The sequence below is a fragment of the Denitromonas iodatirespirans genome, assembly GCF_018524365.1.
GTDB lineage: Bacteria > Pseudomonadota > Gammaproteobacteria > Burkholderiales > Rhodocyclaceae > Nitrogeniibacter > Nitrogeniibacter iodatirespirans.
This window is the reverse complement of the sequence record NZ_JAEKFT010000004.1, coordinates 106,195-120,913: the sequence shown is the minus strand read 5'-3', so window position 1 is coordinate 120,913 and position 14,719 is coordinate 106,195. Positions and strand designations below refer to the sequence as shown.

Sequence of the window (14,719 nt, the reverse complement as noted above, 5' to 3'; positions counted from 1 at the left end):
CCATGACGCAGCGGGGGTGATCATGCGCCGGGAAACGGCCTACAAGCTGGCAGGCAGGCGGCATGAGTCCCATGTGGGCGCCGGGGCCAGCGGGCTGATCAAGACGCGTGAGATCCGTTTCCGTCCGCTGCCCCCCGGGCAGGTCGACCGCGCGCTGGCTGCCCTGCGCCGGTTGCGCGACCTCAAGGTCACGCCTGGTGCGCGGCCCCTGCATCTCGAGGTGGAATATTCGGTCATCGATTATTCGCTCGAACTGCTCGAAAACGCGCTACGTGACGCCGGCTTCCATCTGGACAACTCCTTGTATGTGAAGCTGGTGCGCGCCCTGGTGTATTTCAGCGAAGAAACGCAACGGCACAACATCGCCTCGCCCGAGCGACTGATCAAGCAGTCCAACGAGGTCTATATCAACGTCTACGATCACCATCCGCACGGCGATCACGACGAAACGCCGGTCGAGTTGCGCGACTACAAATAGCCTCTGCGTCCCACGCCATGAACGACGACCAACTGCTGCGCTACAGCCGCCATATCCTGCTGCCCGAAATCGGCGTAGAGGGCCAGCAGGCCTTTGTCGATGCCCGGGTGCTGGTGGTCGGCGCCGGCGGACTCGGTTCGCCGGCCGCCATGTATCTGGCGGCGGCGGGGGTGGGAACCCTGGTGCTGGTTGACGACGATGATGTTGACCTGACCAATCTCCAGCGCCAGATCCTGCATACCGCCGAGGCGGTCGGCCGGCCCAAGGTCGAGTCCGGTCGCGCCACGCTGGGCCGCCTCAATCCCGAGGTCGAGGTGGTGCCGTTCGCGCTGCGACTGGCTGGAGAGGCGCTCATGCGGGAAGTGGCGCTGGCCGACGTGGTGCTCGATTGCTCTGACAACTTCGAGACGCGCCATGCCATCAACCGGGCCTGTCATGCCCATCGCACACCCTTGGTGTCGGGGGCTGCGATCCGTTTCGACGGCCAGTTGTCGGTGTTCGATCTGCGCACCGACGACAGCCCCTGTTACCACTGCCTGTTTCCGGAAGGGGAAGATGTCGAGCAGGTGCGCTGCGCGGTGATGGGGGTCTTCGCGCCGACCACCGGCATCATTGGCGCCGCGCAGGCGGCCGAGGCACTCAAGCTGCTGGCCGGTGTCGGCACGTCGCTCGCCGGGCGGGTGCTGTTGCTCGACGGCTTGAACATGGAATGGCGCAGCATCGGCCTGACCAAGGACCCGGCCTGCGCCGTGTGTGCTCAGCCGCCGCGCTGAAAGCGGCCGATCCAGCGGGTGTCGTTGCCGACCTGGCGGATGTCGCGCCATGTCAGGCGATGCGCTTGCGTCAGGGTGCTCAGTTCGGGCAGGTTGAACAGCCCCTGGGCCGCATCGCCGACCAGCATCGGCGCGGTGTATAGCAGCAGTTCGTCCACACACCCTTCGCGCAGCAGCGAGCCGTTGAGCTTGAAGCCTGCCTCCACATGCAGTTCGTTGATGCCCCGACTGGCCAATGCGGTCAGTAGCAGCGGCAGATCGACCTTGCCGTGCGCATTGGGCAGCAACAAGGTGTCGACATTGCGCCCGGCGAGTGCGGCGGCTTTTTCCGGATTCGGTTCGGCGATGACCACCAGCACCGGATCGCCGTTGAACAAGCGTGCCGTCGGGCTGACCTCGAAGCGGGCGTCCACCAGCACCCGCAAGGGCTGCCGGTCGCAGGGCACGTCGCGTACGGTGAGTTGGGGGTCGTCGGCGCGGACGGTGCCGAAGCCGGTCAGGATGGCGCAGGCTCGCGCGCGCCAGCGATGGCCGTCGGTGCGTGCGGCAGGGCCCGTGATCCACTGGCTGATGCCGTTGGCCAGTGCCGTCTTGCCATCCAGCGTGCTGGCCGCCTTGAGGCGTACCCACGGCCGGGCGCGAGTCATGCGCGAGACGAAGCCGATGTTGAGCTCGTGCGCTTCGTCGCCCAGCAGGCCGACCTCGGCGACGATGCCGGCATGGACGATGCGGTCCAGCCCCTGGCCGGCGACCAGCGGGTTGGGGTCGGTCATGGCGACGACGACTCGTGCCACGCCGGCGGCGATCAGCGCGTCGGCGCAGGGCGGGGTGCGGCCATGGTGGGCGCAGGGTTCCAGCGTGACGTAGGCGGTTGCGCCGCGCGCGCGATCACCGGCGGCGCGCAGGGCATACACCTCGGCATGCGCTTGGCCGGCGCGCTGGTGCCAGCCTTCGCCGAGTCTCTGATCGTCGCGGGCGATGACGCAGCCGACGCGCGGATTGGGCGAGGTGGTGGTCAGCCCCCGTTCGGCCAGTTGCAGCGCACGGGCCATGTGCTGATGGTCGAGCGCGGAAAATGCCATGGGAAAGGTCAGTCGGTCTTGGTGCCGCGTGAGCGGCGTGTCACCTCGCGGACGGCTTCGGAGAAGGCGTCCACATCCTCGAAATTGCGATACACCGAGGCGAAGCGCACATAGGCCACCTTGTCGAGCTTCTTGAGCTCGCGCATGACCAGTTCACCGACCTTGACCGAGGGCAGCTCCCGCTCGCCCATGGCCAGCAGGCGGCCTTCGATTCGGCCCGCGGCGGCCTCGATGTCCTCGACCGGTACGGGGCGTTTGCGCAGCGCCAGCGTCATGCTGGCGAGTACCTTGCTGCGGTCGAATTCGGCCCGGTGCCCGTTGCGCTTGACGATGAGCGGCATCTTGAGGTCGATGCGCTCATAGGTGGTGAAGCGCTTGTCGCACTTCACGCAGCGCCGGCGACGGCGAACGATGTCGCCGTCCTCGTTCTCACGGGTATCGGTGACCTGGGTCGAGGGGTCGCCGCAGAAGGGGCACTTCATGAGTGATGCTCATCCGCCGCAACGGGCGCCGGGGCACCCGTTGCGGCAAGGATCAGTCGCCGTAGACCGGGAACTTGGCGCACAGGTCGGCGACCTGCTTGCGCACCCGCTCGAGGTTCTCGGTGTCGTCCGGCGCGTCGAGCACGTCGGCCACCAGATGGGCGATCTTCTCGGCTTCGATCTCGGTGAAGCCGCGGGTCGTCATGGCCGGCGAGCCGAGGCGGATGCCGGAGGTGACGAAGGGCTTTTCCGGATCGTTGGGGATGGCGTTCTTGTTGACCGTGATGTGCGCCATGCCCAGCGCGGCTTCGGCCACTTTGCCGGTGACATGCTTGTTGCGCAGGTCGACCAGGAAGACGTGGCTTTCGGTGCCGCCGGAGACGATGCGCAGGCCGCGCTCTTCACCCAGCACGCGCGCCATGACGCGGGCGTTGGCGATGACCTGCTCCTGGTAGTTCTTGAAGGCCGGCTTCATCGCCTCTTTGAAGGCCACTGCCTTGGCCGCGATGACATGCATCAGCGGGCCGCCTTGCAGGCCGGGGAAGATGGCCGAGTTGATGGCCTTCTCGTGCTCGGCTTTCATCAGGATCAGGCCGCCGCGCGGGCCGCGCAGGGTCTTGTGGGTGGTGGTGGTGACCACGTCGGCATGCGGCACCGGGTTGGGGTAGAACCCGGCGGCGATCAGGCCGGCGTAGTGGGCCATGTCGACCATGAAGATGGCGCCGACGGCCTTGGCGACCTTGGCGAAGCGCTCGAAGTCGATGCGCAGCGAGTAGGCCGAGGCGCCGGCGATGATCAGCTTGGGTTTGTGTTCATGGGCCAGACGCTCCATGGCGTCGTAGTCGATGGCTTCTTTTTCGTTCAGGCCATACGACACCACGTTGAACCACTTGCCACTCATATTGAGCGCCATGCCGTGGGTGAGGTGGCCGCCTTCGGCCAGGCTCAGGCCCATGATGGTGTCGCCTGGTTTGAGGAAGGCCATCAGCACGGCCTGGTTGGCCTGCGAGCCGGAGTTGGGCTGCACGTTGGCTGCGTCGGCGCCGAACAAGGCCTTGGCGCGGTCGATGGCCAGCTGCTCGGCCACGTCGACATGCTCGCAGCCACCGTAGTAGCGCTTGCCGGGATAGCCCTCGGCGTACTTGTTGGTCAGCTGGGAGCCTTGGGCTTCCATGACCGCGTGGCTCACATAGTTCTCGGAGGCGATCAGTTCGATGTGGGCTTCCTGACGGCGGTTCTCGGCCTGGATGGCCTCCCACAGGTCCGGATCGGCTTTGGCGAGCGTGTTTTGCTTGGAAAACATGGTCTTGGGTCTACATGGCTGGGTCAAAAGCGGATTCTATCACGCAGCCTGGGTGAAATTCCCAGTGCCAGCGGGGATCAGCTGTTGGGCAATTCGTCGCGGGCACGATCCAGGTGGGCCTGTTCGGCCCATCGCTCGATGACCCATGTGTCCGGCGCGTCGTGGCGGATCCAGTTGAGTGCAGCGTTCGGGATCTTGAAGTCGCGTGGTAGATGCAGCGCTCGCCCGCTGGCGATGCGATGGACGATGTCGAGCACGCCGCCGTGGGCGACCACCAGAATCTGCTGGCCGGCATGGCGGCAGACGAGGGTGTCAAGCGCGCCGGTGATGCGCGCGGCGAAGGCGCGCAGGCTTTCGCCTCCGTCAGGAAGGGCGACATCGGGGGTGCGCGCTTCGAAATGGGCGTAGGCGGCCGGGTGGCGGGCGCGTGCCTCGTCGTAGGTCAGCCCCTGGAAGGCGCCATAGTGGCGCTCGCGCAGGGCGGCCAGCGGTGTGGCATCCAGGCCGCGGCGCCGGCCGATGGCTAGTGCGGTGTCGGCGGCGCGGGACAGGTCGCTGGTGTAGGCGGCGTCGAAGTGCAGCGGGGCGAGCAGGGCCGCGGTGGCTTCGGCCTGGGCCCGCCCGGTGTGGTTCAAGGGAATGTCCGTATGGCCTTGCAGGCGACGTTGGGCGTTCCAGTCGGTTTCGCCATGGCGGACGAGGCAGATGCGCAGGCTGAGTGTCATGGGGTCGGTCGGGGTGCGCTGCTTAGGCGTTTCCCCTGATATGCCTTTTCGGGCTGAGCCCGGATAATGCGGCCCGTCGAAAGCCGGATTTCGAAGGTTGGAGTTCGGCCATTCTAAAACGAGTCGGGAGGGGGCTGTTCGTGTCCTTATTACTAAAACTTGCCGCGCTGATCGATTGGATCAACACGCGCGTTGGTCGATTCTCGATCTGGCTGGTGCTGGCCGCGTCGGTGATCAGTGCCGGAAATGCGTTCAGTCGTTACGGCTTCAGCCTCAGTTCGAATGCCATGCTCGAAGTGCAGTGGTATCTGTATGCCGCGGTGTTCATGTTGTGTGCGGGTTATACGCTGCTGCGCAACCAGCATGTGCGCATCGACCTGATCTCCAACCGGATGTCGGCCAAGGGCCGCAACTGGGTGGACGTGATCGGCATCGTCGTCTTCCTGATTCCGGTCGCCGTGATGATCATGTGGATGTCGTGGCCCGGTTTCGTCGATTCCTACGTGAACATGGAGGAGTCCTCCAACGCCGGCGGCCTGATCCGCTGGCCGGTGCGCTTGCTGATCCCGGTGGGCTTCGCCCTGCTGGCCTTGCAGGCCCTGTCCGAATTGATCAAGCGGGTGGCCTTCCTGGTAGGTGCGGGCCCCGATCCGCTCGAGAAGCCGGTCGAACATGGTGTGGCGGCAAGTGGTGATGCTCAGGAGGGCACGAAATGACGGAGTTCCTGATTGCAAACATGGCTCCGATCATGTTCGGCTCGCTGGTCATCTTCCTGCTCAGCGGGTTCCCGGTGGCCTTTGCGCTCGCCGCCAACGGTCTGTTCTTCGGTTTCGTCGGCATCGAGCTGGGCCTGCTGACGCCGGCGCTGCTGCAGGCGCTGCCCGAACGGGTGCTGGGCATCATGTCCAACGACACGCTGCTGGCCATTCCGTTCTTCACCTTCATGGGCATCATCCTCGAGCGCAGCGGCATGGCCGAGGATCTGCTCGAATCGGCCGGCCAGCTGTTCGGTCCGATCCGCGGCGGCATCGCCTATGCGGTGATCTTCGTCGGCGCGCTGCTGGCGGCGACCACCGGCGTGGTGGCGGCCTCGGTGATCTCGATGGGCCTGATCTCGCTGCCCGTCATGTTGCGCTACGGCTACTCGCGTGAAGTGTCTGCCGGCGTCATCTGCGCCTCGGGCACGCTGGCGCAGATCATCCCGCCGTCGCTGGTGCTGATCGTGCTGGCCGACGTGCTGGGCGTGTCGGTGGGCGATGCCTACGCCGGCGCGATCATCCCGTCACTGATGCTGGTCGGGCTGCTGGTGCTCTACATCTTCGTGCTGACGATCATCAAGCCCGATGCGGTGCCGGCGCTGCCCAAGGAGGCCCGTACCCTGCAAGGGAAGGCGCTGCTTGCGCGCGTGCTGGTGGCCATGGTGCCGCCGGTGGTGCTGATCTTCCTGGTGTTGGGTACGATCTTCATCGGTCTGGCCACGCCGACTGAAGGCGGTGCGATGGGTGCCGTCGGCGCGCTGGCGCTGGCCGGCATCCGCAAGCGGCTGAACTACGAAATGGTGCGCAGCGCGCTGGACACCACGGCCAACCTGGCCACCTTCGTGATGTTCATCCTCATTGGTTCGACCATCTTCGCCCTGACCTTCCGGGCGGTGAATGGCGACCTGTGGGTGGAGCACCTGTTCAGCCTGGTGCCGGGCGGCCAGTGGGGCTTCCTGGTGGTGGTCAGCCTGCTGGTGTTCATCCTCGGGTTCTTCATCGACTTCTTCGAGATCGCCTTCATCCTGCTGCCCTTGTTCGCACCGGTGGCCGAGAAGCTGGGCATCGACATGGTGTGGTTCCTGGTGCTGGTCGGCATGAACATGCAGACCTCCTTCCTCACGCCACCGTTCGGCTTCGCGTTGTTCTACTTACGCAGCGTGGCGCCAGCGGCCGCCTATGAGGACACCCAGACGGGCAAGACCATTGCCGGCATCAAGACGATGCAGATCTATCGTGGCGTGATCTCGTTCATCGCCATCCAGGTCTTCGCCCTGATCATGATCCTGGTGTTCCCGCAGCTGGTGACCGGTGGCCTCGAAGAGCATGAAAAGGTGGACCTCGATGCCGTCGAGATCAACATCCAGCAGGACAGCTACGGGGGGTCGGGCGCCTACGACACGCCGTCCTTCCCGAGCCTTCAGGACAGTGATGCCGCGCCGGCGGCCGAGCCGGATCCGAACGCGGCGCTGATGGATGCGCTGCGCGAAGGCAGCGAGCAAGAGAAGAAGTAGGCGCAAGCATGCAGAACGAACAAGGGGCCGTGATAGGCCCCTTGTTCATTGATGGATAGCTTCGCCGTCAGCGCAGATCGGCCACCAGCGACACCTGGGTTTCCGGCGCGATTTCACCGACGGCCACGGTGTAGGCTGGGTGGTCGATGCCCATGCCGAGCGCGGCGCCATCCTTCAGCGTGGCGATCATCGGTGCGCTCAGTTCGAAGCGCAGGAAATGCACCGAGGAGGTTTTGATCTCATTCTCGCGCACCAGGTCTTCGTCGGCGATGGCCAGTACCTTGGGGTGGCCGTCGACGCGCAGCCATACCTGTCGCTCGATGTCTTTCAGCGCTTGCAGGCGGGCGGCGCGCTCGGCCGGGTCGGGGTACTTGATCAACATCGTCGCCTTGAGATTGCTGCCGTCCGGAATCAACGGGTTGTAGACATCCAGTTCGTCCTGGATGCCGGCGGCCTCGAAGGTGCGCTCGATGCGCAGCATCTCCTGGATCTGGTAGCGGATGGTGGTCTCGTCCTCGAACAGCAAGGTCACGTTCGGCCCCAGATGCACGGTCCGGCGTCGCTTGTGGGCCATCACTTCCTGGCGGAAAGCGGGGCGGCGCTCGGCGTAGGTTTCGAGGGACCACAGCGCGTCACGGGTCAGTCGGGGCATGAGTCGGTCTCCTTCAGATGCCGTAGGCGCGCCGCACCAGGCTGATCGGGTGGGCGAGTTCCGGCGTTTTCTGGTGGTTCTGTGCGATGCCCTGGGCCAGATGATGGCCGCCCAGCGGACAGTCCGAGCTGATGAAGTCGGGCTCGGACTCGGCCATCTTGCGAAACACCGGCCGGCCGATTTTCATCGCCATGGCGTGGAACTCCTTCTTCACGCCGAAGGTGCCGGCGTGGCCGGAGCAGCGTTCGGTGGTGTCGACGTCCAGGCCGGCGATCTTCTTGAGGAACTCCTCGGTCTTGCGGCCGATGGCCTGCACCCGGCCGTGGCAGGGTACGTGGTAGGCGATCTTGCCCAGGGTGTCCTTGAAATCGGTCTTCAGCAGACCGTCGCGGTGGCGTGCCACCAGGTATTCGAAGGGCTCCCACATGGCGTCGCGCACCGCCAGCACGTCCGCGTCGTCGGGGAACATGAGCGGCAACTCCTGCTTGAACATCAGCGTACAGGAGGGCACGCCGGTGAGAATCGCGTAGCCTTCGCGCGCCAGCGCCACCAGTTGCGGGATGTTGATGGCCTTGAGTGCCTCGACGCCGTCCAGGTCGCCCTGTTCGAGCTTGGGCATGCCGCAGCAGGCCTCTTTCTTCGCCAGCCGCCAGGGAATCTCGTTGTGGTCGAGGATGGCCACCAGGTCGAGGCCGATGCCCGGTTCGTTGTAGTTGATGAAACAGGTCGAAAACAGCACCACCTTGCCGGGCGTGCGCTCGCCCACCTTCACCACGCTGGAGGCGGCCTCGCCGGCTGCGCTGCGGAACTTGCGCGTGGCAAAGCTCGGCAGCCAGGCCTTGGCATCGACGCCCAGCGTCTTTTCCATCAGCGCGCGCATCGGTTTGCTGCGATTGACCGCGTTGATGGTCTGGGTCACGACCGGGATGCCGGCGAACAGACCGGTCTTGTCGGTGGAGGAGAGCACCGTGTCGCGCAGGCGCGGACCGTTCGTCTTCCGCTCGACCGCCTTGGCGCGCAGCATCAGGTGCGGGAAGTCCACATTCCACTCGTGCGGCGGCACATAGGGGCATTTGGACATGTAGCACATGTCGCACAGGTAGCACTGGTCCACCACCTCGCCGTAGCGCGCCTTGGGCACGCCGTCGACCTCGCCGGTCGGCCCCTCGTCGACCAGGTCGAACAGTGTCGGGAACGCGCCGCACAGGCTCACGCAACGCCGGCAGCCGTGGCAGATGTTGAACACGCGCTCCAGTTCCGCGTCGAGCGATGCGGCATCCCAGAAGTCGGGGTTCTTCCAGTCGAGCGGGTGGCGGGTGGGTGCTTCCAGACTGCCTTCGCGCACGGTTCCCTTGGACGCCATGGGGCACCTCGTGGTGAGTGGGAGCGGAGAAAATGGGCCGGCCGCCGCGCATGGGCGGACCGGCGGGGCAGGTTCAGGCGTTGGCCTTGACCTCGTCGAGCGTGCGCTGGAACTTGTTGGCGTGGCTGCGCTCGGCCTTGGCCAGGGTTTCGAACCAGTCGGCGATTTCGTCGAAGCCTTCGTCGCGGGCTTCCTTGGCCATGCCGGGGTACATGTCGGTGTACTCGTGGGTTTCGCCGGCAATGGCGGTGGCCAGGTTGTCGGATGTGCTGCCGAAGGGCAGGCCGGTGGCCGGGTCGCCACAGGCCTCCAGATATTCCAGGTGGCCATGGGCATGGCCGGTTTCGCCTTCGGCGGTGGAACGGAACACGGCGGCCACATCGTTGTAGCCCTCCACGTCGGCCTTGCTCGCAAAGTAAAGATAGCGACGGTTGGCCTGCGATTCGCCGGCGAACGCGGCTTTCAGATTGCCCTCGGTCTTGCTTCCCTTGAGTTGCATGGTCGTTCTCCCTGTTGATCGGATGGCGCCAAACCGGCCAAACACTGCCGGAAGGTAGTCTCAACATAGGTGTGCCACCGGGCTGGATGAAATTGGAATGACCAATGGTCGGCATAGGCAGCTGCTATCGTCAGCGGCCGGCTGCATTTGCAAGGCTGCGCCGGTACACTGCAGGTCTTCCGATTCCTCCGGCCGCAGCCAAGGCGACTCCCATGAAAACCGAACACGCCCCGACCATCCGCCGTACCGACTACCAGCCCCTGGCGTGGACCGTGGAGGCCGTGGATCTGTATTTCACGCTCGATGCGACGGCCACCGTGGTGCGCAACCGCATGCGCTGCCGCCGTCAGGGTACGGGGCCGCTGGTGCTGATGGCCGAAGGGCTGGAGCGCCTGTCGCTGACGATCGACGGCGCGCCGGCCGAGACGGTGCGCGAGACCGATACCGGCCTCGAGATCGATCTGCCCGACGACGCCGACGAAGCGGTGGTCGAGGTCGTCACCCGCTGCGATCCGTCGGCCAACACCGAGCTGTCCGGCCTCTACCATTCCGGGGGCGGGCTCTACACCCAGTGCGAGGCCGAGGGCTTCCGCCGCATCACCGCCTACCCCGACCGGCCGGACGTGATGGCGCGTTTCACCGTCACGCTGGAGGCCGACAAGGCCGCCTTCCCGGTCCTGCTGTCCAACGGCAATCTCGTCGATTCGGGCGATCTGGCCGATGGTCGGCATTTCGCCAAGTGGGACGATCCCTTCCTCAAGCCCAGCTACCTGTTCGCCCTGGTGGCGGCCGACCTGGTGGTGCTCGAACGCCGCGAGACCACCCGCTCGGGCCGCGAGGTGCTGCTGCAGGTGTGGGTCGAAGACGGCAACCTCGACCGCGCCGGCCATGCCATGGACTCGCTGGTGCACTCGATGCGCTGGGACGAAGCCACCTTCGGCCTGGAGCTCGATCTCGACCGTTACATGATCGTCGCCGTCAGCGACTTCAACATGGGCGCCATGGAGAACAAGGGGCTCAACCTCTTCAACGCCAAGTTCGTGCTGGCCAAGCCCGAGACCGCCACCGATGTCGACTACGAGCACATCGAAAGCGTGGTGGCGCATGAGTACTTCCACAACTGGACCGGCAACCGTGTCACCTGCCGCGACTGGTTCCAACTCACCCTCAAGGAAGGGCTCACCGTCTTCCGCGACCAGCAGTTCTCGGCCGACATGCTGGCTGCTGCCGGCGGCGAGTCGGCCCGCGCGGTCAAGCGCATCGAGGACGTGCGCGTGCTGCGTACCGCCCAGTTCCCCGAAGACGCCGGCCCCATGGCCCACCCGATCCGCCCGGACGAATACCAGGCCATCGACAACTTCTACACCGCCACGGTGTACGAGAAGGGCGCGGAGGTGATCCGCATGCTGCACACCCTGCTCGGCGCCGAGGGCTTCCGCAACGGCATGGACCTGTACTTCAGCTACCACGACGGCCAGGCGGTGACCTGCGACGATTTCGTCGAAGCCATGTCCGAGGCCAACGGCGTGGACCTCGACCAGTTCATGCGCTGGTACAGCCAGCGCGGCACGCCGCGCCTGCGTGCCGAGGGGCGCTTCGATGCCGCTGCGCGCCAATACACGCTCACGCTCACCCAAGTGCGCCCGGACGGTGACGCGCCACTGCACATTCCGGTTGCGCTCGGCCTGATCGGCCCGAAGGGCGCCGACCTGCCGCTGACCCTGGCCGGCGAGGCCGTCGGCACCGTCACCACCCGCCTGGTCGAGCTCAAGGACACCACGACCACGCTGGTGTTCGAAGGCATCGACGCCGAACCCGTGCCCTCGCTGCTGCGCGGTTTCTCCGCCCCGGTGATCCTCGAACTGGAGGAAGACGACCGCCGCCTGGCCTTCCGCATGGCCCACGATTCGGACCCCTTCAACCGCTGGGATGCCGCCCAGCGCTACATGCTGCGGGTGATCCTGGCAATGAGTGCCGACGCCGCCAAGGGCGAGCTGCCGCAGGTGCCCGAGCCCTTCATGTCGGCCTTCGGCGCCTTGCTGCACAACGAAAAACTCGACCCGGCCTACCGTGCCGTGGCGCTCACGCTGCCGGCCGAAGCCTATCTGCTCGAGCAAATGAGCCCGGCCGATCCGGTCGCCCTGCGCCGGGCGCTGATCGTGCTGATGCGCCATCTCGGCGAGCGCCTGGCCGACAGCTGGCTGGGGCTCGACACGCGCCTGGCAGTCGCCGGCGACTACCGCTACCACCCGGCCGACGCCGGCCGCCGCGCGCTGCGCAGCCTGGGGCTGCGTTACCTGTGTGCGGCCGGGGTGAGCCAGGGCGTCGAGCGGGCGCTGGCCCGCGCCACCGGCGAGAGCCACATGACCGACCGTTTCGGTGCCCTGGCCGCGCTGGTCAACAGTCCGGCCAGCGCCGAGGCCGCGATCGCACTGGCCGACTTCGAGCGCCGCTTTGCCAAGGACGCCCTGGTGATGGACAAGTGGTTCGCCATCCAGGCCGGTGCCTGGCGCTGGATCGACTCGGCCCAACCGGCGCTGGCACGCATCGAAGCGCTGATGGGCCACCCCGCCTTCAGCCTGAGCAATCCGAACAAGATCTATGCGCTGTTCGGTGCCTACTTCCGCGCCAACCCGGCCGAATTCCACCGCGCCGACGGCGCCGGCTACCGCTTCTGGGCCGATCGCATCCGCGACCTCAACGGCCGCAACCCGCAGGTGGCCTCGCGCATGGCACGGGTGCTGGAGAACTGGCGACGTCTCACCCCGGCCCTGCAAAGCGCGGCGCAGGCGCAGATCAAGGCGCTGTTGGCGGACAAGGCGCTGTCGGCAGATGTGCGCGAGGTGCTGGAGAAGGCGCTCGGCGACGCCACCTGATCACGGGGAAGCTGGCAGGCGGATGGTGAAGGTGGTTGCCCCGTCGGCGGAGTCGGCGTCGATCCGCCCGCCATGGGCGAGGACGATCGAGCGGGTGATCGCCAGACCCAACCCGGCGCCCTCGCTGGTGTGGCGGCGGGCCGGGTCGGCACGGTAGAAGCGTTCGAACACGCGTGTCAGGGCCTCTGCCGGCACGGTGTCGCCCGCATTGCGCACGCGTACCCTGGCGCCGTCGTGACCCGTTTCAATCGCCACGTCGACCGTGCTGCCCGGCGATGCGTGGCGCACGGCGTTGGACAGCAGGTTCGACAAGGCGCGGCGCAGCATCAGGCGGTCTCCGGTCACCGAGGCCTGTCCGCTCATGACTAGGCGGATCGCCTTTTCCTCGGCCAGCGCATCATAGAAATCGAACAGCGCCGCCATCTCGGCGCGCAGGTCGACCGCCTCCCGGTTGGGAATGACCAGACCGTGTTCCGATTTGGCCAGAAAGAGCATGTCCGCGATCATCTTCGAGAGGCGCTCGAATTCCTCGGCATTCGAGGCGAGGATCTCCCGGTAGTCCTCGGCCGGGCGCTCCCGGGACAGCGCCACCTGGGTCTGCGTCATCAGGTTGCTGATCGGGGTGCGAAGCTCATGGGCGAGGTCGGAGGAAAAGTCCGACAAGCGGGCGAATGCCTCCTGCAGCCGGGCCAGCATGGCGTTGAGGCTGGCCACCAGCGTTCGCAACTCTTCGGGCAGCTGGACGTCGGGCAGGCGCTCGTCGAGCCGTTGCGCGGTGATCGAGGCGGTGCGCGCCGCCACCGCGGCCAGTGGGGCGAGTCCGCGCCGGGCGGCCACCCAGCCGAGCAGCCCGCTCAGCGCAGCCGCGCCCAGCACGAAAGCCCACAAGGTATAGGAGAACGCGTTCATGAACTGGATGTGGTGGGCGATGTCGATCGCCACGGCCACCGTCAGCGCTCGGGCGGGTTGCGTGGGCAAGGTGATGCGTGTGGCCAGCCCCCGGTACACCGTGTCCTGCTGCGTCCAGACGAAGGGACGCGCGTCTCCGCCATCAGACGTGGGGAAGGGCGCCATGGCAGGGAAGTGGGCGTCACCCGCCTCGAATACCGGTGCCTGGTCGGCGTCGAGCACCCGCACCGACATGGCCTCGTGGCCGATGAAGGTATGTGAGAGCATCGGCGGCAGCGGCTCGGGTAGCTTGGCCCCCAGGTGCTGCTGGAGGGTATGGGCGATCAGCCCCAGCTTGGCCGACAGGATGTCGACATCCTGCTCCTCGAAATGGCGTTCCATGGCCGAGCCGATGACCAGACCGAGGGCGAGCAGCACCGCGCTCGAGGCGGCGGCAAAGAGCAGGGTGAGGCGCGCGGTGAGCGAGGCGTGGCGGCTCATGCGGCGTCGGGCGCCTCCAGGACGTAGCCCATGCCGCGCACGGTATGGATCAGCTTGGGTTCGAAGGGGTCGTCCACCTTGGCACGTAGGCGGCGCACCGCCACCTCGATCACGTTGGTGTCCGAATCGAAATTCATGTCCCACACCTGCGAGGCGATCAGCGAGCGTGGCAGCACCTCGCCCTGGCGGCGCAGGAGCAGTTCGAGCAGGCTGAATTCCTTGGCGGTGAGGTCGATCCGCCGGCCGCCGCGGGTTACCCGCCGGCGCAGCAGATCCAGTTCCAGATCGGCGGCGCCCAGCGTGGTCGGTTCGGTGCCATTGCGTCCGCGGCGGAAGAGCGTGCGCACCCGCGCGAGCAGCTCGGCGAAGGCAAAGGGCTTGACCAGGTAGTCGTCGGCGCCGAGTTCCAGGCCCTTGACCCGATCCTCGACCTGGTCACGGGCGGTCAGGAATAGCACTGGCAAGTCCCGTCCGCTGCGGCGAACGGTCTCCAACACCTGCCAGCCGTCGAGCTTGGGCAGCATGACGTCGAGAATCACCAGGTCGTAGTCGCCGGTCAGTGCCAGATGCAGGCCGTCCATGCCGTCGCGGGCCAGGTCGACGACATAGCCGGACTCGGTGAGCCCCTGTTTGAGGTAATCACCGGTCTTGGCCTCGTCTTCGACGATGAGGATGCGCATGGTTCGCCTCCCGAATCAGAAGGTTTCATTGTGCCCCATGGGTTTCTTCGCCGAGGAAAGATAACGAAGATGTAATCTGACGGTCAGTTTGAAGTCGACCACGTGTCTGCATGCTCAGTCGCTTAGTGTCAAATGGGGAAAGTCT

The 14,719-nt window shown here is 66.1% G+C and carries 14 protein-coding genes; 5 read left to right on the top strand and 9 right to left on the bottom strand.

Annotated elements, in window-relative coordinates; translation table 11 throughout:
* Window positions 1-22: 22 nt before the first annotated feature.
* Window positions 23-478, top strand: a complete 456-nt coding sequence (locus tag I8J34_RS04815) for a hypothetical protein (RefSeq protein ID WP_214360250.1) — start codon at window positions 23-25, stop codon at window positions 476-478.
* A gap of 17 nt (window positions 479-495) precedes the next feature.
* A complete protein-coding gene (locus I8J34_RS04810; RefSeq protein ID WP_214360249.1) occupies window positions 496-1,251 on the top strand; it encodes a HesA/MoeB/ThiF family protein in 756 nt (251 codons plus the stop codon).
* On the opposite strand, the gene ribD is transcribed toward I8J34_RS04810, so the two are convergent.
* The 4 genes from ribD to I8J34_RS04790 form a co-directional block, all read right to left on the bottom strand.
* A complete protein-coding gene (gene ribD, locus I8J34_RS04805) occupies window positions 1,236-2,333 on the bottom strand; it encodes a bifunctional diaminohydroxyphosphoribosylaminopyrimidine deaminase/5-amino-6-(5-phosphoribosylamino)uracil reductase RibD (protein WP_214360248.1) in 1,098 nt (365 codons plus the stop codon). The two genes, I8J34_RS04810 and ribD, sit on opposite strands and share 16 nt — an antisense overlap.
* An 8-nt stretch (window positions 2,334-2,341) precedes the next feature.
* Window positions 2,342-2,815, bottom strand: coding sequence for a transcriptional regulator NrdR (gene nrdR / locus I8J34_RS04800; protein ID WP_214360247.1), 474 nt, complete (start codon window positions 2,813-2,815; stop codon window positions 2,342-2,344).
* Between the two features lie 52 nt (window positions 2,816-2,867).
* On the bottom strand, window positions 2,868-4,118 hold the full coding sequence (gene glyA, locus I8J34_RS04795; protein ID WP_214360246.1) for a serine hydroxymethyltransferase: 1,251 nt from the start codon (window positions 4,116-4,118) through the stop codon (window positions 2,868-2,870).
* A 77-nt stretch (window positions 4,119-4,195) separates the two neighbouring features.
* Window positions 4,196-4,843, bottom strand: a complete 648-nt coding sequence (locus tag I8J34_RS04790) for a histidine phosphatase family protein (protein WP_214360245.1) — start codon at window positions 4,841-4,843, stop codon at window positions 4,196-4,198.
* A gap of 140 nt (window positions 4,844-4,983) precedes the next feature.
* On the opposite strand from I8J34_RS04790, the gene I8J34_RS04785 reads away from it, so the two are divergent.
* Both I8J34_RS04785 and I8J34_RS04780 read left to right on the top strand, forming a co-directional pair.
* Complete coding sequence (locus tag I8J34_RS04785; protein WP_214360244.1) at window positions 4,984-5,559, top strand: TRAP transporter small permease subunit; 576 nt, start codon at window positions 4,984-4,986, stop codon at window positions 5,557-5,559.
* A complete protein-coding gene (locus I8J34_RS04780) occupies window positions 5,556-7,115 on the top strand; it encodes a TRAP transporter large permease (protein WP_214360243.1) in 1,560 nt (519 codons plus the stop codon). The genes I8J34_RS04785 and I8J34_RS04780 overlap by 4 nt, the downstream gene beginning before the upstream one ends.
* Window positions 7,116-7,182: 67 nt before the next feature.
* On the opposite strand, the gene I8J34_RS04775 is transcribed toward I8J34_RS04780, so the two are convergent.
* The 3 genes from I8J34_RS04775 to I8J34_RS04765 form a co-directional block, all read right to left on the bottom strand.
* Window positions 7,183-7,767: a DUF3501 family protein gene (locus tag I8J34_RS04775; RefSeq protein ID WP_214360242.1), complete on the bottom strand. Its 585-nt coding sequence runs from the start codon at window positions 7,765-7,767 to the stop codon at window positions 7,183-7,185.
* A 13-nt stretch (window positions 7,768-7,780) separates the two neighbouring features.
* Window positions 7,781-9,130: a heterodisulfide reductase-related iron-sulfur binding cluster gene (locus I8J34_RS04770; protein ID WP_214360241.1), complete on the bottom strand. Its 1,350-nt coding sequence runs from the start codon at window positions 9,128-9,130 to the stop codon at window positions 7,781-7,783.
* Window positions 9,131-9,203: 73 nt separating this feature from the next.
* Window positions 9,204-9,629 (bottom strand): rubrerythrin family protein, encoded by a 426-nt coding sequence (locus tag I8J34_RS04765; RefSeq protein WP_214360240.1) that lies wholly within the window; start codon window positions 9,627-9,629, stop codon window positions 9,204-9,206.
* Window positions 9,630-9,841: 212 nt separating this feature from the next.
* On the opposite strand from I8J34_RS04765, the gene pepN reads away from it, so the two are divergent.
* Window positions 9,842-12,505, top strand: a complete 2,664-nt coding sequence (gene pepN / locus I8J34_RS04760; RefSeq protein ID WP_214360239.1) for an aminopeptidase N — start codon at window positions 9,842-9,844, stop codon at window positions 12,503-12,505.
* On the opposite strand, the gene I8J34_RS04755 is transcribed toward pepN, so the two are convergent.
* Both I8J34_RS04755 and I8J34_RS04750 read right to left on the bottom strand, forming a co-directional pair.
* Window positions 12,506-13,894, bottom strand: coding sequence for a heavy metal sensor histidine kinase (locus I8J34_RS04755; RefSeq protein WP_214360238.1), 1,389 nt, complete (start codon window positions 13,892-13,894; stop codon window positions 12,506-12,508).
* Window positions 13,891-14,574 carry a heavy metal response regulator transcription factor gene (locus I8J34_RS04750; RefSeq protein ID WP_214360237.1) on the bottom strand — a complete coding sequence of 228 codons (684 nt, stop codon included), beginning with the start codon at window positions 14,572-14,574 and terminating at the stop codon, window positions 13,891-13,893. The genes I8J34_RS04755 and I8J34_RS04750 overlap by 4 nt, the downstream gene beginning before the upstream one ends.
* Between the last annotated feature and the right edge of the window lie 145 nt (window positions 14,575-14,719).